The sequence below is a fragment of the Streptomyces sp. NPDC052225 genome, from assembly GCF_040679615.1.
In the GTDB taxonomy this organism is placed as follows: Bacteria; Actinomycetota; Actinomycetes; order Streptomycetales; family Streptomycetaceae; genus Streptomyces.
The window spans coordinates 22,503-43,405 of record NZ_JBFAVD010000039.1 but is presented as its reverse complement, the minus strand read 5'-3'; the positions used below and the strand labels follow the sequence as shown (position 1 = coordinate 43,405).

18 protein-coding genes are annotated in these 20,903 nt (G+C 69.6%); 10 read left to right on the top strand and 8 right to left on the bottom strand.

The annotated features are described in order from the left end of the window. The first annotated feature begins 4 nt into the window (after positions 1–4). Positions 5–1,348 (top strand): VWA domain-containing protein, encoded by a 1,344-nt coding sequence (locus AB0L37_RS35360; protein WP_365515162.1) that lies wholly within the window; start codon positions 5–7, stop codon positions 1,346–1,348. Positions 1,349–1,427: 79 nt separating this feature from the next. Next, the gene (locus AB0L37_RS35355; RefSeq protein WP_365515159.1) at positions 1,428–2,600 is read left to right on the top strand and encodes an FHA domain-containing protein; all 1,173 of its coding nucleotides are present in this window, start codon (positions 1,428–1,430) and stop codon (positions 2,598–2,600) included. A 201-nt stretch (positions 2,601–2,801) separates the two neighbouring features. Here AB0L37_RS35355 and AB0L37_RS35350 read toward each other — a convergent pair whose 3' ends face one another. Next, entirely contained in the window at positions 2,802–3,782 is a 981-nt protein-coding gene (locus tag AB0L37_RS35350; RefSeq protein ID WP_365515157.1) for a methyltransferase domain-containing protein, read from the bottom strand. Positions 3,783–3,863: 81 nt separating this feature from the next. Here AB0L37_RS35350 and AB0L37_RS35345 point away from each other — a divergent pair, with 81 nt between their 5' ends. From AB0L37_RS35345 to AB0L37_RS35330, 4 genes are all read left to right on the top strand, one after another. Beyond that, positions 3,864–4,268 (top strand): globin, encoded by a 405-nt coding sequence (locus AB0L37_RS35345; RefSeq protein ID WP_365515154.1) that lies wholly within the window; start codon positions 3,864–3,866, stop codon positions 4,266–4,268. Positions 4,269–4,421: 153 nt separating this feature from the next. Further along, complete coding sequence (locus AB0L37_RS35340; protein ID WP_365515151.1) at positions 4,422–7,718, top strand: ABC transporter permease; 3,297 nt, start codon at positions 4,422–4,424, stop codon at positions 7,716–7,718. Between the two features lies 1 nt (position 7,719). Further along, the gene (locus AB0L37_RS35335) at positions 7,720–10,458 is read left to right on the top strand and encodes an ABC transporter permease (RefSeq protein WP_365515148.1); all 2,739 of its coding nucleotides are present in this window, start codon (positions 7,720–7,722) and stop codon (positions 10,456–10,458) included. A gap of 182 nt (positions 10,459–10,640) precedes the next feature. After that, entirely contained in the window at positions 10,641–11,615 is a 975-nt protein-coding gene (locus AB0L37_RS35330; protein ID WP_365515145.1) for an ABC transporter ATP-binding protein, read from the top strand. A 4-nt stretch (positions 11,616–11,619) separates the two neighbouring features. Here AB0L37_RS35330 and AB0L37_RS35325 read toward each other — a convergent pair whose 3' ends face one another. The 5 genes from AB0L37_RS35325 to AB0L37_RS35305 all read right to left on the bottom strand — a co-directional run bounded on the left by AB0L37_RS35325 (position 11,620) and on the right by AB0L37_RS35305 (position 15,722). Further along, on the bottom strand, positions 11,620–12,303 hold the full coding sequence (locus AB0L37_RS35325) for a hypothetical protein (RefSeq protein WP_365515142.1): 684 nt from the start codon (positions 12,301–12,303) through the stop codon (positions 11,620–11,622). Then, complete coding sequence (locus tag AB0L37_RS35320) at positions 12,300–12,728, bottom strand: thioesterase family protein (protein ID WP_365515139.1); 429 nt, start codon at positions 12,726–12,728, stop codon at positions 12,300–12,302. The genes AB0L37_RS35325 and AB0L37_RS35320 overlap by 4 nt, the downstream gene beginning before the upstream one ends. Beyond that, entirely contained in the window at positions 12,728–14,392 is a 1,665-nt protein-coding gene (gene ettA, locus AB0L37_RS35315) for an energy-dependent translational throttle protein EttA (protein ID WP_365515136.1), read from the bottom strand. The genes AB0L37_RS35320 and ettA overlap by 1 nt, the downstream gene beginning before the upstream one ends. Before the next feature lie 281 nt (positions 14,393–14,673). Next, positions 14,674–14,922: a hypothetical protein gene (locus AB0L37_RS35310; protein ID WP_365515133.1), complete on the bottom strand. Its 249-nt coding sequence runs from the start codon at positions 14,920–14,922 to the stop codon at positions 14,674–14,676. A gap of 35 nt (positions 14,923–14,957) precedes the next feature. Continuing rightward, complete coding sequence (locus tag AB0L37_RS35305; protein ID WP_365515131.1) at positions 14,958–15,722, bottom strand: GntR family transcriptional regulator; 765 nt, start codon at positions 15,720–15,722, stop codon at positions 14,958–14,960. A gap of 79 nt (positions 15,723–15,801) precedes the next feature. Here AB0L37_RS35305 and AB0L37_RS35300 point away from each other — a divergent pair, with 79 nt between their 5' ends. The 4 genes from AB0L37_RS35300 to AB0L37_RS35285 all read left to right on the top strand — a co-directional run bounded on the left by AB0L37_RS35300 (position 15,802) and on the right by AB0L37_RS35285 (position 18,730). After that, positions 15,802–16,083: a hypothetical protein gene (locus AB0L37_RS35300; RefSeq protein ID WP_365515129.1), complete on the top strand. Its 282-nt coding sequence runs from the start codon at positions 15,802–15,804 to the stop codon at positions 16,081–16,083. Between the two features lie 306 nt (positions 16,084–16,389). Then, the gene (locus AB0L37_RS35295) at positions 16,390–17,346 is read left to right on the top strand and encodes a GntR family transcriptional regulator (protein ID WP_365515126.1); all 957 of its coding nucleotides are present in this window, start codon (positions 16,390–16,392) and stop codon (positions 17,344–17,346) included. After that, positions 17,343–17,690 (top strand): hypothetical protein, encoded by a 348-nt coding sequence (locus AB0L37_RS35290; RefSeq protein ID WP_365515123.1) that lies wholly within the window; start codon positions 17,343–17,345, stop codon positions 17,688–17,690. The genes AB0L37_RS35295 and AB0L37_RS35290 overlap by 4 nt, the downstream gene beginning before the upstream one ends. Before the next feature lie 455 nt (positions 17,691–18,145). Continuing rightward, positions 18,146–18,730, top strand: a complete 585-nt coding sequence (locus AB0L37_RS35285) for a hypothetical protein (RefSeq protein ID WP_365515121.1) — start codon at positions 18,146–18,148, stop codon at positions 18,728–18,730. A 165-nt stretch (positions 18,731–18,895) separates the two neighbouring features. On the opposite strand, the gene AB0L37_RS35280 is transcribed toward AB0L37_RS35285, so the two are convergent. After that, positions 18,896–19,492 (bottom strand): DUF4276 family protein, encoded by a 597-nt coding sequence (locus AB0L37_RS35280; RefSeq protein WP_365515118.1) that lies wholly within the window; start codon positions 19,490–19,492, stop codon positions 18,896–18,898. Beyond that, the gene (locus AB0L37_RS35275) at positions 19,489–20,670 is read right to left on the bottom strand and encodes an AAA family ATPase (RefSeq protein ID WP_365515115.1); all 1,182 of its coding nucleotides are present in this window, start codon (positions 20,668–20,670) and stop codon (positions 19,489–19,491) included. Before AB0L37_RS35275 ends, AB0L37_RS35280 begins: the two co-directional genes overlap by 4 nt. Between the last annotated feature and the right edge of the window lie 233 nt (positions 20,671–20,903).

Here is a 20,903-nt window from a genome sequence, read left to right as displayed (position 1 = left end):
CACCATGGCCAATTTCTCGAAGTCCAACGTCCCGCAGTTCTCGGTGGAGGTCTACCAGAACGAGTTCCTGCCGGAGGGCGGGCGCGAGGTCAACGCGATCGTCACGGTGACGTCCACCGGCGGCGGCACGGTCGGCGGCGCCGTCGGCGCCCCGCACCTGTTCAGCCCCGGCGGCGGCTCGGACGCGGCGGTCGCGCTGATGGTGGACTGTTCCGGGTCGATGGACTACCCGGCGACCAAGATGCGGGGCGCGCGCGACGCCTCGGCCGCCGCCATCGACACCCTGCGCGACGGGGTGCACTTCGCGGTGATCGCGGGCACGCACGTCGCCAAGGAGGTCTACCCCGGCGGCGGCCGGCTCGCCGTCGCCGACGCGACCACCCGCGAGCAGGCCAAGCAGGCGCTGCGCAAGCTGTCCGCGGGCGGCGGCACCGCGATCGGCACCTGGCTGCGCCTCGCCGACCGTCTGCTCTCCTCGGCGGACGTCTCCATACGCCACGGCATCCTGCTCACCGACGGCCGCAACGAACACGAGTCGCCGGAGGACCTGCGGGCCACGCTCGACGCGTGCGCGGGCCGCTTCACCTGTGACGCGCGCGGCGTCGGTACGGACTGGGAGGTGAAGGAGGTCACGGGCATCGCCTCCGCGCTCCTCGGCACCGCCGACATCGTCGCCGACCCGGCGCATCTCGCCGAGGACTTCACGCAGATGATGGAGACGGCGATGGGCAAGGAGGTCGCGGACGTGGCGCTGCGGCTCTGGACCCCGCTCGGCTCCGAGATCAAGTTCGTCAAGCAAGTGGCGCCCACCGTCGAGGAGTTGACCGAGCGCCGCACCCAGGCGGGCCCGCGTGCCGGGGACTACCCGACCGGCTCCTGGGGCGACGAGTCCCGCGACTACCACGTGTGCGTCCAGGTCCCGAACGCCGACCTCGGCCAGGAGATGCTCGCCGCCCGCGTCTCCCTCGTGATCCCGCAGCCGGACGGCTCGGCCCAGACGCTCTCCCAGGGCCTGGTCCGCGCGGTGTGGACGGACGACATGGCCGCTTCTACGTCGATCAACCCGCAGGTCGCGCACTACACGGGCCAGGCCGAACTGGCCCAGGTGATCCAGCAGGGATTGGACGCGCGCAAATCGGGCGATGTGGACGGGGCCACCGCGAAGCTCGGCCGCGCGGTGCAGCTCGCGGCGCTCTCCGGAAACGCGGATACGGCGAAACTGCTTTCGAAGGTGGTGGACGTGGTGGATGCCGCGGAAGGTACTGTTCGATTGAAGGCGAAGGTCGCGGAGGCCGACGAGATGACACTCGAAACCCGGTCCACCAAGACGGTTCGCGTCAAGAAATAGCAGCTCACAGCAGCTCAACAGCAACGCAGACTGACGTACGGAACACGAGTACGTACGAAGGAGAGGGGGAAGCGCCGACATGCCGACCTGCCCGAACGGACACCAGTCGGGTTCCGACGACTGGTGCGAGGTCTGCGGTCACCGCATGGCCGGTGCCGTGCCCCCGCCCCCTCCGCCGCCCCCGGCCGCCGGTTACGGCTACCCCCAGCAGCCGCCCGCGCCGCAGGCGCCGCAGGGTGGGGGCGGAGCGCCGGAGCTGTGCCCGCAGTGCCGTACGCCGCGTGAAGGCGGCGCCCCGTTCTGCGAGGAGTGCCGCTGGAACTTCCTCACGAACACGGCGACGTCGTACACCCCCGCGGCCCCGAACCCGCCGCTGCCGAACAGCGGCGGCCCCGGTGGCCCCGGCCCGCAGGGCCCGAACCCGGCGCTGCGCTTCCAGCAGCCGCCGCAGAGCGCCGATCCGTACGAGTACCAGGGCTCGCGCCCGTCGCAGGTCAACCGGCCCGCCGAGCCGATCCCGCCGAACCCGTTCGGCGGCGAGCCGTCGGGGCGGGGCGGGGGTGTCCCGCAGGCGTTCCAGCAGCAGCCGCCGGCGCCCGCGCAGCCGGGCCCGCCCGCGCCGCCGCCGTTCCCCGACTACCCGCAGGCACCGAACCCGCAGGGTCCGCCGCCGCCTCCGCCCGGTCCTTCGCCGTCGTTCGGCGGGGGCGGGACGAACGGGGACGACTGGGTGATCTCGCCGCCGTCGTCGCCGTCGACCGCGCCGGAGGGCCCGCCGCAGCAGGGCTACCAGCAGCCCGGGCCCGGCTATCAGCAGCCGCCTCAGCCGCAGCAGCCCCAGCAGCCGATGGGCTGGTCGGCGACGATCGGTCCCGACCGCGAGTACTTCATGGCGATGATGCACCGCAGCGGTCCCGAGGCGTCGGGCCTGAACCTGCCCGCGTACTCGCCCGAGCAGCAGCGCCGGCTCACCGGGAACCAGATCACGATCGGCCGCCGCCGGCACTCCACGGGTGACACCCCCGACATCGATCTGTCGGTGCCGCCGGAGGACCCGGGCGTCTCGCACTCGCACGCGGTGCTGGTGCAGCAGCCGGACGGTTCCTGGGCGGTCGTCGACCAGAACTCGACGAACGGGACGACGGTGAACGGCGGCGAGGAGCCGATCCAGCCGTTCGTTCCCGTGCCGCTCCAGGACGGTGACCGGGTGCACGTGGGCGCCTGGACCACGATCACGATCCACCGGGGCTGAGTTTTCTGGGCCGGTAGTTCGGCTGCGGCTTTCGTCGTGGCTGGTCGCGCAGTTCCCCGCGCCCCTGAGATGCGCACCTTCGGTGCGGCATCTCAGGGGCGCGTTCGTATCGGGGAAATGCGACGCGAAGCGTCTGCATTTCAGGGGCGCGGGGAACTGCGCGACCAGCCCCCACCGGACCCGCACCCGACAACGAACCCCCTAGGCCCCCGGCAGCGCCCACACATAAGGCCCCCCGGGATCATCCAGCCAGGCCCACTCCCGCCCCCCTTCCACGGTGAGCCCGAACCTGTCCCTGGCCGGACGGCCTTCCCGTTCCCAGAGGGCGACGACCTCGCGCGGGTCGAGGCAGCCCGCCGTCAGCGCCAGCAGGAAGCGGAACAGCTCGTCCCGGATCAGCCGCCGCGGCAGACCCCCGACATACGGCTCGGCCACCTCCCCCGCCTCCCCGCGCAACGCCACGAAATACGCCGCCGTGGACAGGAACCGCCCCTCGGCGGCGCCCTCGTCCGTCACGGTCAGCGCCACGAGCCCGGTCGAGACGGGCGCCAGGATCCGTGCCCCGGGCCGGCACTGGGCGAGCCATCCCACCGGCACCGAGCGCAGCGCACACGTGGCGATGATCCGGTCGTAAGGCGCACGCTCGGGGCACCCGCGCGCCCCGTCCCCGGTGACGACGGCCGGCGCGTACCCGGCGGCAGCCAGATGCGTCCGCGCCGACTCGGTGATCTCCGGGTCGAGGTCGACCGTGGTGACGTGGTCGTCGCCGAGCCGGTGGGCGAGCAGCGCCGCGTTGTAGCCGGTGCCCGCCCCGATCTCCAGGACCCGGTCCCCGTCCCGTACGTCCAGATCCACCAGCATCTTCGCCATCAGCGACGGCTGACTGCTGGACGAGACGAGGTGCCCGTCGCGCAGCCGGGTGGCCAGCGGCTGGTCGGCGTACGCGCCGCGCAGCCACCGCGCCCGGCGCTCGGGGTCGGGGTGCTCGCCCCACAGCCGTTCGTAGCCGCCGGGCACGCCGCGGAAGTAGTACGGCACGAAGACATGGCGCGGCACCTGGGCGAACACCGGCCGCCACCGCTGGTCCGTGTCCCACGCGCCGCTCTCCTCGATGTCACGTACGAGCCCGGCCCGTGCCCGTACGGCGAGGGACTCGAGGTCCTCCGTGTGGTCTGCGCCCATATGTCCACTGTGCCTCTCGCGGGGCCCCCGGCAAGACCTAAGCCCCAAGTCCTCCGCCACCTCGTCTGAGACCATGGACGGGTGACTGAGATCCCGCGCGACACGCTTCAGGAGCAGACGTTCTACGAGCAGGTGGGCGGCGAGGAGACGTTCCGCCGTCTCGTGCACCGCTTCTACCAGGGCGTCGCCCAGGACCCGCTGCTGCGTCCGATGTACCCGGAGGAGGACCTGGGCCCCGCCGAGGAGCGGTTCGCGCTGTTCCTCATGCAGTACTGGGGCGGCCCGCGCACGTACAGCGACCACCGCGGCCATCCGCGGCTGCGGATGCGGCACGCCCCGTTCCAGGTGGACCGGGCCGCGCACGACGCGTGGCTGAAGCACATGCGGGTCGCGGTGGACGAGCTGGGCCTGTCCGAGGAGCACGAGCGGACGCTGTGGAACTACCTGACGTACGCGGCGGCGTCGATGGTGAACACGGCCGGCTGACCTCCCCCGAAGTCCGGCACAGCGGACACCTCTGCCCGATAAACGGTCGACCGGCCGGTCCAGACCTCTTCCCCAAACCCCGCCCCCTCTGACAACATCCGGACAGACTTTCGGGGGCGTACGGAGCGAAAGAATGAGGCGGGGGCTTCAGGGGTGTGGGGTTTTGTCCTGCTACGGGTGCGGGCGCATCGCCTGCTGCTGACCGCTGCCGTGCTCGCGGTGCTGCTGACCACGTCGGTGCTCGCGATGCTCAGCGCCTTCTCCGGCGCGATCGGGGACGCCGCGCTGCGGCACTCCCTGCGCACCCGGGACGCGGCGACGACCGCGCTCCTGGTCCGCGCCGACGTCCCGGCCGCCGACCGGAAGAAGGCGGTCGCGGCTCTCGACAAGGGCGCGCGGCGCATCTTCGACGGGCTGCCCGTGCACCGCGAGTCGTTCACCCGCTCCGGCGCGTACGGCCTGCCGCACACGGGCACCGCCGACAAGCCGGACCTGACCAAGTTCGCCGCGATCGACCCGTCCGAGGTGAAGGTCACCTCCGGGCGGCTGCCGCGCGCCCGCACGGGCTCCGTGGTCGAGGGGGCGCTCCCCCAGGTCGCCGCGCGGGCGCTGAAACTGAAGCCCGGCGACCGCCTCACCCTCACCGACCGGCTCGGCGGGCCCGAGGTCCGCGTCGAACTGACCGGTGTCTACCGCCCGGCCCGCCCGCAGGACCCGTACTGGACGCTCGACGAGCTCGGCGGCCGCGGTGTGCAGAAACAGGGCTTCACGACGTACGGGCCGCTGCTCGCCGACCCGTCGGTGGTGGAGGGCGGCCGGGTCAGCGACGGGCAGTCGGCGTGGCTGGCGACGGCGGACTTCGCCACGATGACGACGGACCGGATCGACGCGCTGCGCGACGCCGCCCGCACGGGCACCCGGAAGCTGCTGCACGACAAGGAGCTGACCGGCACGACGGCGGTGAGCACCTCGCTGCCGGCCGTCCTGGACCGTTCGGAGCGGGCGCTGCTCGTCTCCCGCTCCACGCTCCTCATCGTGGCACTGCAACTGGTGCTGCTCGCCGGGTACGCGCTGCTGCTCGTGGCGCGGCTGCTGAGCGTGGAGCGGGCCGGTGAGACCTGGACGCTGCGCTCGCGCGGCGGTTCGCGTGGCCGGATCGCGGCGCTCGCGGCGAGCGAGGCGCTGCTCCTCGCGCTGCCGGCCGCGGTGTGCGCGCCGCTGCTCGCCGGGCCGCTCACCCAACTCGTCGCCTCGCAGGGCGCGTTGTCGCGGATCGGCCTGCGCCTGGACGTAGGCCCTGGCACGGCGTCGGTGTGGCTGGTGGCGGTGGGCGTCGCGGTGGGCTGCGCGCTCGCGGTGACGGTGCCCGCGCTGACGGTCCAGGGGCCGCAGGGCGGGCGGGCCAGGGCGCTGCCCGCGCCGGTGCGGGCCGGGGCCGATGTGGGCCTGCTCGTCATCGCCGCTGTCGCGTACTGGCAGTTGGACCGGCAGACCGCCGGTTCGGGCGGCTCGGGCGCGATCACCGCGGACCGCGGCGGCACCCTCGGCATCGACCCGCTCCTGGTCGTGGCGCCCGCGCTGGCGCTGCTCGCGGGCACGGTGCTCACGCTGCGGCTGCTGCCGCCGGTGGCGAAGCTCGCGGAGCGGCGCGCGGCGAGCGGGCGCGGGCTGCCGGTGGCGCTCGCGGGCTGGCAGTTCAGCCGCCGTCCGATGCGCGGCGCGGGCCCCGTGCTGCTGCTCGTCCTCGCCGTCGCGATGGGGGTGCTCGCGATCGGGCAGGGCGCGTCGTGGGACCGCTCGCAGGAGGACCAGGCGGACTTCCGCTCGGGCGCCGACGTGCGGGTCCTGGCCACGGAGCCGGGCAGGGACCAGGTCGCGCGGTACGCGTCGGTGCCGGGCGTGCGGGACGCGGCGCCCGCCTACCGGATGTCCGTCCCGCTCGACAGCGGCCGCTCGGGCACGGTCCTCGCCCTGGACACGGCGCACGTGAAGAACGGTCTGATGCTCCGCGACGACCTCGCGACGGCGTCACCGCGCGAGGTGGTCGCGGCCGTCGCCCCGAAGACGGGCCGCGACCCCGGGGTCCGCCTGCCCGCGAAGGCCGACCGCCTCCGGCTCACCTTGCGTTCGAAGGACTTGAAAGCGAAGGGCGGCACCGTCCCCGACCTGGCGACGACCGTGTCCGCGACGATCCAGGACCGCTACGGACTCACGTACCGCGTACAGGTCGGCGAGCTTCCGCTGGACGGCCGCACCCACCGGCTCGACCTGGCCCTCGGCGACACGGCGGGCCCGCTCACCCTGGCCGGGCTCGACTTCGAGACCGGACAGCAGCTGGGCGAGGGCGCCCAGCAGCGCATCGAGGTGACGTCCGTCGGCGCCTCTCAACCAGCGGGCCCGGTGCGAAAGTTGAGCATCGACGGCCTGAAGTGGCGGGCGTCGATCCTGAGCGCAGCCGACACGGATCCGAGGACCCCGGGTGCCCCGTCCGCCCCGAAGCTGGATCGCGATGCCCTCACGGCCGGACGCCTGAAGCTGGAGTACGGCACCGGGTACACGCTGCCCTCCGAGTGGCGCGGCTACGGCACGCTGCCCACCGTCACCATCCGCCTCGAACCCGTCCGCCCCGAGGTGAAGAGCATCGCGGCGGTGGCCACCGACCGCTATCTGAAGTCGTCCGGCACGCGCGTCGGCGAGAGCGCCGACGTGAACCTGAACGGCGCGACCGTGCAGGTGCGGATCGTGAAGAGCGTACGGGCCCTGCCGACCACGGGCGCCGAGGCCGGCACCGGTGACACGGCCAGGGACGGCGGCGCCCTCCTCGTCGACCTGCGGCAGCTGAACCGCGCCCTGACCGGCCCGACCACCGACCCGGTCGCACCGAACGAGTGGTGGCTGACCACGGCGCCGGGAGCGGCGGAGAAGGCCGCGGCGGCGCTGCGCGGCAGGCCCGACATCGACCCCTCGCAGGTCGTGGTGCGGGCCGAGATCGGCGAGCAGCTGCGCGACGACCCGCTGGGCGCGGGCCCGCAGTCCGCGCTCGCCGCGGTGGCCCTGGCGGCGGCGCTGCTCGCGGCGGTCGGCTTCGCGGTGAACACGGCGGGCTCGCTGCGCGAACGCGGCGCCGAGTTCGCGATCCTGGCGGCGCTCGGCGCGTCGCGGCGCCGACTGGCCCGCCTGGTCGCCGCCGAACAGGGCGTGCTCGTGGCCCTGGCCCTTCTGGTGGGCACCGCGCTCGGCACGTTCCTGACCCGGGCGGTGGTGCCGCTGATCGTGCTGACCGGCGAGGCGACCAGACCCGTACCCGACGTGGTCGTCCAACTCCCATGGCAGCACGTCGCGTTGCTGCTCCTGGGCGTGGCCGCGACCCCCGTACTGATCACCGCGGGTCTGGCGCTGCGCAGGCCGCCGCGCGCCGCGACGGCGCTGCGCGCGCAGGGAGGCGAGTGACATGGCGGGCCGTATGGCGAGCACGAAGAAGGCCGTGGCGCCGTGGGTGCGCACCCGGCTGCGGACGGCGCCGGGAGCGGCGGCCGCGCTGTTCCTCCTGGTGCTGCTCACGTCGTGCCTGGCGGCGGCGTTCCCGCGGGCCGTCGACCGCTACGAGGACAAGGGTCTGCGGCAGACCGTCGCCGACGAGGCGCCGAGCCACATGGGCCTGAACGCGACGACGCTCGACGCCGGCATCGAACTCCCCCCGGAGCAGCGGGACGAGCGGCTGAGCGAGAACTTCACGCGCTTCGCGTTCCGGCACATCATGACGGGGCTGCGCGCCCCGCTCGTCGCGGATCCGCGGGAGTCGTCGTACGGCGTGCGCAGCCGTGATCCGGTGGAGGCGGTCCGCGACGACTGGCTGCCCGAACCCGACGGCGTCGACGTCCAGTTCACACTGGCCGCGCAGGGCGATCTCACCGAGCACGCGAAGGTGACGGCGGGCCGGCTGCCGCGCGCCGCCGCGTCCCTGACCTCCCTCGAAGCGGCCGTCACCCAGGAGACGGCCACCACTCTGCACATCAAGCCCGGTTCGGTGATCCACACCCCCAACATCGAGGGCGAGTGGGCCGCCATCCGCATCACCGGGATCGTCGCCCCGCGCAACCCGTCGGGCGCTTACTGGTCGACGCGCCCGCTGCTGCGCACCCCGGCCCTGCGCAGCGACGACAGCAAGCCGCCGAAGCACTACTGGACGGGCACGCTGCTCCTGAACCCGGGCGCCGGGCCCGCCCTCATCAACCTGCCGAACGGCGTCGAGCAGTACTGGCAGCTCGCGCCCTCCATCGACTCCCTCAAGGCGCGCGAACTCCCGGCGCTGCGCGAGGCGTTGGCGTACACGACGGACGGCCCCGGCCTGCTGAAGGTGCGCCGGGCGACAGCCTCCGAGACAACGGACGTCTCCACCGGCCTCGACGACGTCATCGGCCGCTACGACGCGCTGCGCGACGGCATCACCCCGGTGGTCGCGGTCGCCGCGTACGGCACGGGCACGGTCGCCTGTGTCGTGCTGCTGATGGCGGGCGGCCTCGGCGCGGACCGCCGCCGCACCGAACTCGCCCTGCTGCGCTCGCGCGGCGCCTCCCTGCGCGGACTCGGCGGGCGGCTGCTCGCCGAGACGGCGGTGGTCGCGGTGCCGGCCGGCGCGCTCGGCTTCCTGCTCGCGCTCGCGGCCGTGCCGTACGGGCGCTGGACGCGGGCCGCGGTCGCGGCGGGCGCGGTCGTGGCCGTCGCGTGCGCGGCGCTGCCGGTGCGCGCGCTGGCCGCCCATCGCCGTACGCGGCTCCACACGGGCCGCGACGACATGGCGACGTCCCGCCCGTCCGCGCGCCGCACGATCGCCGAACTGACCGTCCTGGTCCTGGCAGTCGGCGCCATCGTGGCGCTGCGCCGCCGGGGCGCGACGGACGGCGGTGACAGCCTCGTCGCCCTGGCCCCGGTGCTGGTCGGCGTGGTCGCCGCGTTCGTCCTCGTACGGGTCCACCCGCTGCTCCTGCGTCGCCTCGTGGGGCCCGCCGGACGGCTGCGCGGCGCGATCGGCCTGCTGTCCCTGGCCCGCGCGGCCCGCACCAGGGCGAGCGCGGGCACAGCGGTCCTGCCGCTCCTGGCCCTGCTCACCGCACTCACGACAGCGGCGTTCGGCGGCTCCGTGCTCGCCGGCATCGACGGCACCCGCGACCGCGCGGCGCTGCTTGCGACCGGCGCGGACGCCCGAGTCGACGGCAGCGGCCCGCTGCCCACCGCCACCGTGGACGCGATCCGCAAGGCCCCCGGCGTGACCGGCACCACCGAGGTCACGGTCCGCTACGACGCCGAGGTGAAGCAGGGCACGCGCCGCTTCCCGCTGGCGGCGGTGGACCCGGCGGCGTACGCACGCCTGTCGGCCCGTACGAACCTGGGCGCATTCCCCGCGGACAAGCTGAAGGCGACGTCGTCCACCGTCCCGGCGCTGATCTCCCCGTCCCTCCAGGAGCAATTCCCGGGCGGGCGCCTTGAGTTGTGGATGAACGGCGAGACGGTCACCCTCACCCCGGCGGTCGTCCGCTCCCAGACCCCCGCGCTCGCGGCCGACTTCCTGATCGTCGACGCGAAGGCGCTGGCCCACGCGACGGGCGCCCCCACCCGCCCCACCTCGCTCCTCCTCACCGGCGGCCACATCGACGCGCGGGCGCTGCGCAAGGCGGCGGGCGACGACACGACGGTGCGCGTCCGCGCCGTCGAGCGCGCCCGCTACGTCGACTCCCCGCTCCAGACCGGCGCCACCGACAGCTACCTGGCGGCGGTCGCCGCGGGCGCCGGCTTCGCCGCCCTGGCCCTGCTCCTCGCCCTGGCCCGCGCGACCCCGGAACGCCTGGCGCTCCTGGCCCGCCTGCGCACCATGGGCCTCACCCGCGCCCAGGCCCGCCGCCTGCTGATCCTGGAGTCCCTCCCCCAGGCACTCCTGGCGACGGCCGGCGGCGCCCTGACCGGCTGGGCGGCGATCCAACTCCTCTCCCCCGGCCTGGACTTGACGTCCCTGGCCCTGGCAGACGAGACGACGACGGCGACGGCCCACCTGCGCACGGACCCCCTCTCCCTGGCGCTCCCGGCGGTGGCCGTCCTCCTCCTGGCAACAGGAACAGCGTCCCTACAGGCGTACCGCTCAAGCAGACGAAGCGCGGCCAAGGAACTGAGAGCAGGCGAAGAGGCGCCCCTTTAGGGGCGCGGGGACCGGCGCGAGCAACCACGAACAATCCGCACGCAAGAAACCGCAATCCAATGGGGGTCCGGGGGCGAAGCCCCCGGGGATCGGGACGGGAAGGGGAGGAGGGGGCGACCCCAAAGACTCCAGCCCTCCCCCACAGCCAGCCGAAGAACAACCGGGAAACGGAGAAGAGAACCATGACACCGGAGGCGCCGCACACTCCCACCCCGGCCCCCACCCTGGCCGACCTCGAAGAACGCGCCACAGCCCACCGAGACCGCCCCGCCTACGGCCACGACGCCCTGATCACCTGCGACAGACTCGTCCGCATCTTCACGACGGACGGCGTGGAGGTCCAGGCGCTCCAGGGCCTCGACCTCCTGGTCCAGAACGGCGAGTTGATGGCGCTGGTGGGCGCGTCCGGCAGCGGAAAATCAACCCTCATGAACATCCTGGCGGGCCTGGACGAACCCACGGCGGGCGCGGCGAAGGTGGCCGGCTACGACCTCCTGGCGATGGGCGCGAAGGACCGCCTGCGCTACCGCCGCGAGGCGGTCGGCTTCGTCTGGCAGCAGACGGCCCGCAACCTCCTCCCGTACCTGACGGCAGCTCAGAACGTGGCGCTACCGATGCAGTTGCGGGGAAAGACCCGCCGCTCAACAAAGGCAGAGCGCGCCAAGCAACTCCTGACCATGCTCGGCGTAGCGGACTGCCACGACCGCCGCCCGCAGCAGATGTCCGGCGGCCAACAGCAGCGCGTGGCCATAGCGGTGGCCCTCGCCAACGAACCGAAGGTGCTGCTCGCCGACGAGCCCACCGGCGAACTCGACTCGCACACCGGCGAGCAGATCTTCGCCGCGTTCCGCACGGCGAACGAGGAGTTGGGCACGACGGTCGTCATCGTCACCCACGACCAGACGGTGGCGAGCGAGGTCCGCCGCACGGTGGCGATCCGCGACGGCCGTACGTCGACGGAGGTGCTGCGCCACCGGCAGGTGGACGCGACGACGGGCCAGGAGTCCGTGGTCTCGCGCGAGTACGCGATGCTGGACCGGGCGGGCCGGCTCCAACTCCCCACGGAGTACACGGAGTCGCTGCGCATGCGCGACCGCGTGCTCCTGGAACTGGAGGAGGACCACATCCAGATCTGGCCGGACGACCAGGAACGCTGAGTACTCAGCGGGGCAGCACGGAAAGCCCGCCGAGCCCGGAGGAAGCCCGCCGCAGGGCAACGGACCCGTACGGGGCCCGCAGCCGCACCCACGCCCCGGACGCGAACAGATCGACGGCGTCGCCGCGCAGGAACCCGAGCGAGACCGCCGCGTGCGCGATCCGCACCGGCACCCCGGTCCCGGCGATCTCCCGCGACCAGATCTCCCGCCCGATCCGGTCGAGTTCGCCGCGCGTACGGGCGTCCGGAGCCAACTCCTCGACGCGGGACCGGAATTCGGCGACGGCGGCCTGCACGAGCCCGCGCAGCGCCCCGGTGTCCGGGAACCCGGCCACCCGCTCCCAGCCCCCGCGGGGCGGCAGCATCCCGGCCCACGGCGGCCCGGTCACGGCGGCCGGCACGACGGCGCTCGCCCCCGCTTCGTCGATGGCGTCGAGCAACTCCCCGGCGGAGACGGTGACATCGAGCGCGTCCTCGATCCCGTCCTCGAACGGCTTCAGCAGCCGCGCCGTCCGCACGGCCAGCACCTCGAACGAGGGCGGCCGCCCGAACACCGCGAGCGCCTGCCCACCGGCCTGCGCCTGCAGCCGTACGGCGGCCGCCTTGTCGTAGTGCAGCAGCCGGCCCAGGAAGGCGGCGAGGTCCGCCGCCTCCCCGGCATCGGCGAAATACAGCACGGGCGAACTCATGCCGCGAGCGCCCCCGCGGCACGGTCCGTATCGGCGTCGTCCCGGTACTCGTCCAGGAACTCCCGCTCCTCCGCGGTGATCCGCCGGGGCCGCTGCGCCTCGAAGTCGAACGGCACTATGACCGTCGAGGCGCGCACGTACACGACGTCCTCGTCCTTGACCTCGTAGGTGAGCGTGAACGAGGCGGCTCGCACCTCGGTCACCCACATCTCGATGTCGACGGGACGGTGCCGGTGCACCAACTGCCGCTTGTAGTCGATCTCATGGCGTGCCACGACAGACCCCTGCTGGAAGTCCTTGTCCGGGCGGAACAGGAAGTCGATACGAGCTTCCTCCAGATACCGGAGGAACACGACATTGTTGACGTGTCCGTACGCGTCCATGTCCGCCCAGCGCAGGGGGCAGGCGTATACGTGGCGAGCCATCAGCCGCGGGTCAGCTTCTTGTAGGTGGCGCGGTGCGGACGCGCGGCGTCCGGGCCGAGCCGCTCGATCTTGTTCTTCTCGTACGACTCGAAGTTGCCCTCGAACCAGAACCACTTGGAGTCACCCTCGTACGCGAGGATGTGCGTGGCCACCCGGTCCAGGAACCAGCGGTCGTGGGAGACGACCACGGCCGCACCGGGGAACTCCAGCAGCGCGTTCTCCAGGGAGGAGAGCGTCTCCACGTCGAGGTCGTTCGTCGGCTCGTCGAGGAGCAGCAGGTTGCCGCCCTGCTTGAGGGTGAGCGCGAGGTTGAGGCGGTTGCGCTCACCACCGGAGAGCACTCCGGCCGGCTTCTGCTGGTCCGGGCCCTTGAAGCCGAACGCGGAGACGTAAGCCCGCGACGGCATCTCGACCTGCCCGACATTGATGTAGTCGAGCTCGTCGGAGACGACCGCCCACAGGGTCTTCTTCGGGTCGATGTTCGCGCGGCCCTGGTCGACGTACGAGATCTTGACGGTCTCGCCGACCTTGATGGAGCCGGAGTCCGGGGTCTCAAGGCCCTGGATCATCTTGAACAGGGTGGTCTTACCGGCACCGTTGGGACCGATGACACCCACGATGCCGTTGCGCGGCAGCGAGAAGCTCAGGTCATCGATGAGCACCTTGTCACCGAAGGCCTTGCCGAGGTTCTCGACCTCGACGACGATGCTGCCCAGACGCGGGCCCGGCGGGATCTGGATCTCCTCGAAGTCCAGCTTCCGCATCTTCTCGGCCTCGGCGGCCATCTCCTCGTAGCGCGCGAGACGCGACTTGGACTTGGTCTGGCGCCCCTTGGCGTTGGACCGCACCCACTCGAGCTCTTCCTTGAGCCGCTTCTGCCGCTTCTCGTCCTTCTTGCCCTCGACCTTGAGGCGCTCGGACTTCTTCTCCAGGTACGTGGAGTAGTTGCCCTGGTACGGAATCGCGCGGCCGCGGTCGAGTTCGAGGATCCACTCGGCGACGTTGTCGAGGAAGTACCGGTCGTGGGTGACGGCCACGACGGCGCCCTTGTACTGGGCCAGGTGCTGCTCCAGCCAGTTCACGGACTCGGCGTCGAGGTGGTTGGTGGGCTCGTCGAGGAGCAGCAGGTCAGGCGCCTCGATGAGCAGCTTGCACAGCGCCACACGCCTCTTCTCACCACCGGAGAGGTTGGTGACGGGCCAGTCGCCGGGCGGGCAGCCCAGCGCGTCCATCGCCTGCTCCAGCTGACCGTCGAGGTCCCACGCGTCGGCGTGGTCGAGGTCCTCCTGGAGCTTGCCCATCTCCTCCATCAGCGCGTCGGAGTAGTCGGTGGCCATGAGCTCGGCGACCTCGTTGAAGCGCTTGAGCTTGCCCATGATCTCGGCCGCGCCGTCCTGCACGTTCTCCAGGACGGTCTTCGACTCGTCGAGCTTCGGCTCCTGCATGAGGATGCCGACGCTGAAGCCGGGCGTGATGAACGCGTCGCCGTTCGACGGCTGCTCGATACCCGCCATGATCTTCAGCACGGTCGACTTACCGGCACCGTTCGGACCGACGACGCCGATCTTCGCCCCCGGCAGGAAGTTCAGGGTGACGTCATCGAGGATCACCTTGTCGCCGTGCGCCTTGCGCGTCTTGCGCATGGTGTAGATGAACTCAGCCAAGAGAAACCGTCCGGCAGTCGAAGTGTGGCAGCGAGGGGCCCCGCGAAACGCGGCTCCACCGCATGAGGGCAGATACACCCCATCTTGCCGCATGGCTACTGCTAGGCGGAAACCAGTATCAAGGGGTGGCCCTGAGCTGGGGGTTCGGGGTGGACGGCCGTAGCGGGTCTGTCACTGTCGGTCGCTGTTTGTCGACCTTGGCTGACGTTGGACGGCCCAGAGACGGCCCAGGAATGATCTTCGTGACGACGATCCGCACCCATGCGACGCGGACTCCGGGATCACTCGTAGACGGTCGCCGCCCGCAGAGCCCGCGCGAAGAACCGCCAGTCACCGTCGGCTGGCAACTCACGGCCGGTGTTGCCGTACCAACCGTCCGCGTCGTCGATCCAGGCGGACAGGGCCTCCAGGAAGCTGGGGAGATCCGCGTTCTCCCACGTACTCCCCTCCTCGGCATAGCTGCGAAGGAGGGAACGAACGAAGGCCGCCAGGTCTTCACGACTGTCGACGGATTGAGGCGATGAGGTCACGCGCTAGAACCTACTTGGCGCGCAGGCCCCGGACCCTAGCGAGGATTCGGATCGACCGGGATCTCGTAAACGATCTCGCACAGGGCGGCGGGCACCACGATGTCCGCGGTCTCCACGGGCCTCCCTTGGCCGCTGTAGTACGTCCGCCGGATGTGGGTGACGAGCGCGGCCTTCTGGATGCCCAGCAACGACGCTTCCTCGGCGGAGGCCTGCCTCGGCTCCGGCTGCTCCACGGCGTGGGTGACGACAACCCCGATCTCCGCCATCCGGTTCACGACACCGACCCCAGCGTGCGGTCCGCCCTCGGGGAGGACGACGAGAGTGCCGGCGGTGAGGTCGTACGGCTCCCAGCTGGTCGACAACTGCGCGGGGCGACCATCAGCGAGGAACTCGTACACGGTGCGGACGCAGAGATCACCTTCGGCAATGCCGAGCCGCCTCGCGATGTCGGCGGGCGCCGGCACCTTGGCTTCGGTACGACTCTCCCAGTCACCTTGCTTGCCCACGGCCTTCATGTCCGCGCGGAACGGCGACCCGCTGGGCTGCTCACGCGCAGAGGATCGGACAACGCGGACGCGCTGACGGGGTGCGGCGACGTACGTCCCGGACCCAGCCCGCCCCTCAAGCACGCCTTGGGAGATCAGCAACTCCTGAGCCCGGCGGATCACGTTCTCACCGACGCCGCACTCTTCGGCGATCTGGGCGCGAGAGGGAAGCCGGTCCCCCGGCGCCCATTCCTCATCCGCGATCCGACGCCGGAGCACGTCAGCAATGCGGAGGTACGGCGGCTGCTCAGGCATATGGAAAATCTAGTCCACTAGCTCTAATCTAGTTAACTAGCTTGACCGAGAGTAATTGACGAGTGACGGGGGCGGAGCTGTGTCTGCTGCTTCGGGTGCAGGCGCCGAGGGCATCGCGGCCCGCCTGACCGCGCTCGGCCTCACCCCCCGCGTGACAGAGCACGCCCGTCACCTGGCGATCGAAGCGGAGGTCCCGGATTCCCTCCCCGCCGAGAGGTGGCGGGAGGCCCTGGAAGCAGTGGCGGAGGCCGACCGATTCGGGCTCCTGGCCAACAGCGTCAACGGCCGCACGCTATGGGCCGCCGTACATACAGAGACCCCCGCGACGGGTGGGGTCCGGGGGCCTGGCAGTCAGCGATAGGAGCTGATCCGCGTGTTCAACCGTACTCGCAGATCCACCCGCTACGTGGGTGCCCGGCGTGCTTCATCTTTGAGGTCCCTGTGGAAAGGGGCCTTCTGATGTCACTGGGCAAGCCCCCTGGCGTCTCCCATGCGACCCCCGTCCCCTACAAGTCGAGTGCCTGCATGGTCGGTAGGCACGGCACTTGTGCGCAGTCCTCGCCCACCGCATTCGCGATCGACGCGCCTGTCATCTACGAGACGTGCAGCTGTGATTGCCATGCGGTGGCCGTCGGGGGCAATACGCCGGAGGTAGCCCGGTGAGGCGGTGGGCCCCGACTGGAACGGTGGCTGTTCCGGTCGAGATCACCGTTACCAACATCCGCCGCCAGGACGTCATCAATGTCGGCGGAAGCCCGCACCGAGTAGTCGATCTCATCCAACTTCCAGGAGGCGCCAAGCAGGTCCGGTTCGAGTCGGGCGAACTCCTGACCATGGGTTCGCGGACTCGACTGATCGCTCTCCGCATGCTGAGAGGGCGGTGACTGAGACCGTGCCCTCCCGTCGCCAAACCATCGCCGACGACATCCGAACTCAGATCGCGGCCGGCCAACTCAAAGCAGGCGAACGCCTCCCGTCAGAAGCCATCCTCGCTTCCCGCTACGGGGTGAGCACATCGACGCTGCGGGGCGCTCTGGCCCTCCTCCAAAGCGAAGGGCTTGTCGAGAAGGCCCACGGCAAGGGGAACTTCATCGGTCGTGCGTCCCACCGTCGCACGTACGCAGGTGGGACCCGAATGCCATTCGAGGCCAGCCAAGTTGGCCCGGGGCTCCGGGTCACCGTCCGCACTACCCGGCTACCGGCGCAGGGGCAACTCGTCCCCCTGCTGCGGGTGCCTCCCAACACACAACTATCTCAGTTCCTGTGTATCCACAACGACGGGTCTTCCCCGCACAGCCTGGCCCGGATCTACGTGCCGTGCGATCTGCCGCCGAAGGACCTGCCCTGCGAGGCGCCTTCGTGTCAGGCCTTCGGAACGCGGCCGGCAGAGCCCTACTCGCCGCTGACGGAAATCCGAGAACGCCTTACAGCCCGCCTACCGACGTACGAGGAAGCAGAAGTGCTTCGGATCAGCTCCACACTCGCAGTGCTCGACATCACCCGCGTAGCAATCGACAACACGGGACGCGTAGTCGAGGCAGCGCTCCTAGTCCTCCCCAGCCACCGCGCAGACGCGTACTTCGTCACCCGCGCCGTACCAGCAGAGAACAGGAGGGAAGGATGACGACGCCAAGCGAGCTGCGGCTCCTCCCCTGGTCGGGACCGGACGGCCAGCCCTGCTACTTGAGCACCGACAACGCCAACAGCTACTTGTCCCGCCTGGCCGACAACACCGAAGCCATCCACTTGGGGTTGGCTGCTGAAGTCCTGGACCAGGCAGAAGGACTGCTCGCTGAAGAAAAGGTGACGCCGAGCGATTTGCGCCTGGTGGCGAGGGACCTGGCGGGAGCGCTGAGGACAACTCTCAGAGTTGCGGCAAGCCGCGGCCAGCGGTTGCCTCAGGGCGACTCCACCAGCCGGGAACGCGGCGACGAGGGGCCTCGGCTGCAGGCATCAGCATTTACCTAGTCGACCAAGGCGTGAACGAGGGAGGGTTCCGGTGAGCATCCGGTGTCCTCCCTCACTGCTGTCCAACGCCCCGATCGGCGACGGGGAATCGACGCAGGTCCACATGCGCAGCCGTACCCGCTGGCAAGGCTCAAATCTGCGAGCACGCGCTTAGAAGATGCGGGCAAGTCCCGGTAGGACGACCTTATGGGCCTACGCAGGCACCGTGCTGGACTGCTGGATGCTGCTGTCGTCCGCAGTCGTTGCCGTCAGGATTGCCGTCACCGCGAGCGATCGGGCCGGGAGGACGTCTGCTGCTGTTGGAACGCGAGCAGGTAAGTGCGGTGAACCCTCGTCAGGTGGTGTGCGCTCCTTTTGTGCGCTGGTTGCGACCTTGTGTGACTCGCCTGGACGCAGCACGGTTTAGGTGGACGGTGCTCGGTGCCTGCAAGACCACCAGGGAAGGGCGGTACGTTGTGGGTTCAGCCAGTCAGTGGGCACGCGAGACCTTAGGGGACATAGCCAGCGAACTGGCCGATATTATCCCGGCCTGCCTGGTCCGGGCCCATGATCGAGCACGCACCGGGCAGGAGGGTGTGCACACCCAGACGCTCGAAGCCTACGGACACGGACTCTACGCGGTGCAATACGAGGAACTGGCTGCCGGCATCTCCGGACTCGGGGAACCGGTGCGTCTGCAAGGACGCACGATGATGCTCGTCCGCAGCCACCTGATTTACCCCCTCCGCTACGCGAAGAAGGACGTGCCTGTCACGGCTGCACGCCTCCGTCGGGCCACAGGCTTTCGAGCGGACCTGATCCGACGCCACGGCCCGACTCCCCTACAGCCAGCATTCGACCTGGACTGGGGAGAACTTGACGACTCCGAGATACACCCAGACCTGGAGCTACTCCCCGAAGGCGTGCAACTCGTCCTCGTCGCTTACGCCTGCTCTATGGAGCAGGGTGTCATGCGCATTGAGTGGGGTTCTGCGGAACTGCGCCGCGAGGATCGGTATCTGCTCTGGCACCGCCACGAGCCGCTCCCCATCGCAGGTTGACCTGGGAGCGTCGCTTAAGGACCTGCGTCACCGGTCGCCGTAGGTCACTACTGAGCGGCCTAGGACGGCCCAAAGGCGGCCCGAGGTGGTCACCTCCCACCCCGGACCCTGCCACGCTCGCCACGCCGCGGACCGATCGAGTGCCTGGCTCCCCGACCTCGGGGTCTAGGGGGCCAATCCGCTCAGCTTCTCGACAGCATGGACCATTCTTCGAAACGAGCGACTCTTTTCAGATGCCGCGGCCAAGTCAATCAGTGATGAGAATTTCGCTTGATGCAAGGTCTCCCTATAGGATTCATGCATCATGGACTCCAACTGGCTCTTGGCGCTTCTTCTTTTTTCCGGATCTGATGGAGTAGTCGCATCGTCACGGACAGATGGATGCTCCCGAACGGATTCCATGGAGGCAAGAAACCACGTTTCATACTCGTGATAAGCGATCACGACCTCCACGGAAACGGAGAATCTCCCCGCATCTGGAGCTATCAGCTTAGCCAGCTCAACCGGGCAGCGAATGTCACTGTCGTCACCGTCACGCAAAATCAGAACTCCACCTTTTCGAGCTCTAACCCTAGCCTCTTGCAGGCGGATTGCCTTTTCCAGCTCTTCAGGCTTCCTCATTTTCCCTGAGTCGAGCCTGAACGGTTGGGCCACTTCGATCCAAACGCCGTGTTTCTCTCCGATCAAACTGATCAGCTGTCGTACGGCTGCAACTTCACCATGTCCTTCGACGATGGGAGCCAGGATTGGAGCTTGGGTCACGATGCGACTCCGGGAAGAAGCTGGTCGTTACGAAGGAGCTCTCCTGGCGTGTATAGGTGCTCACGAAGGGCCAATGCCCCGGCTTCATCCAACTCGCCGATTCGCGTTTCTCCGGCGATGGAGCGAACTGCACGGATTTCCTTCAGGTTGAAGTCGTCTCGATCTAGCAGATCAGGGCTGTGGCTGGTGACGATCACCTGGCGACGTTCACTTGCATCACGCAGCGCATCAAGCAAGACACCGGCCGCCGCTGGGTGCAATGCACTTTCCGGTTCTTCGATTCCGACTGTACTGAGAGTAGATCCCGTGCCTGCAAATAGGGAAACCAGGACACCTAGTGCACGCAATGTGCCATCGGAAACAGATTGAGCTTGGAACCGCCACGGATTCTTTGAACCCGGGACATCTTGATTGAATACCAAGGTTTCCCAGTTTCCAAGTTCAGAGCGCGAAACCCCATGCATCCCTGGCACAATATTCTGCAGGTAGCTTTCAATTCGCGCCTTATCTTGCCGACCGCGCTGACTGCGTTCTAGGCGGTGCAGCACACTGGCGATATTGGATCCGTCGCGGTGGAGGAAGTCTCCAGCGTCCGGGGTTTGTGGCTGTCGTATCACGTCAGGGTTCAAGCTAAATACGCTCATGCCAGCAAGTCCATCAAAAACTGGGCGAAACACTTCCAGTCCGGCTGCGGAGACCAGATAAAGGCGCTGTTCGGTCGCTGGCGGCATCACGGGCTCGCTGTGTTCGGTTAGTTTTCCACTCTCAACCCGGAAATGAGCACGCGCAGGGAGTGGCCCATCCTCGTCTCGAGGTTCACTCCAAACAGTGCAGTATTCTTTGGAGATTCGATATCCAAGGCCCTTGACGGCGCCCACCTCGAAGCCGTACTCGCCCGAAAAATCAGGGGACTCGAAGGATAGATCGATCGAGAAGTGGGTGGGATGCCCTGTGGAGCGGCGCCTAACCTCAGAGACTCCCCCGCGCGTGCGCAGTGCTTGGTCCAAGGAAGTCTGCAGGGACTCAGATACGAGCCTTAGGGCGTCCAGAAAGTTGCTCTTTCCTGAGCCGTTAGGGCCAACGAGCAGTAGGAGGCGACCCAACTCAACGTTGGCTGCCGCGATGCTCCTGTAGTGCCGCAGCCGGACACGGGTGAGCGAGAAGTAGTTGTCCTGCATGCGATCAGTTTGGCATCGGCTAGGCAACAGATACGAGCATCCGGTCGATGTGCGCAGAGATCATGCCTTGAGCAACAAGAACGCCGGGCGTTTCATCCGCTTTTGTGTGTACGTGCTAGTGCCAGCGACGCAGGTCGGCGGAGCGGCTTTGGGCTGGAGCTGCTTTGGGGCGAGTGATCATGGCCCCGTAAGCTTCCGGCGAGTCGGGCAATCTGTGGACCTGCCCGTTAAAG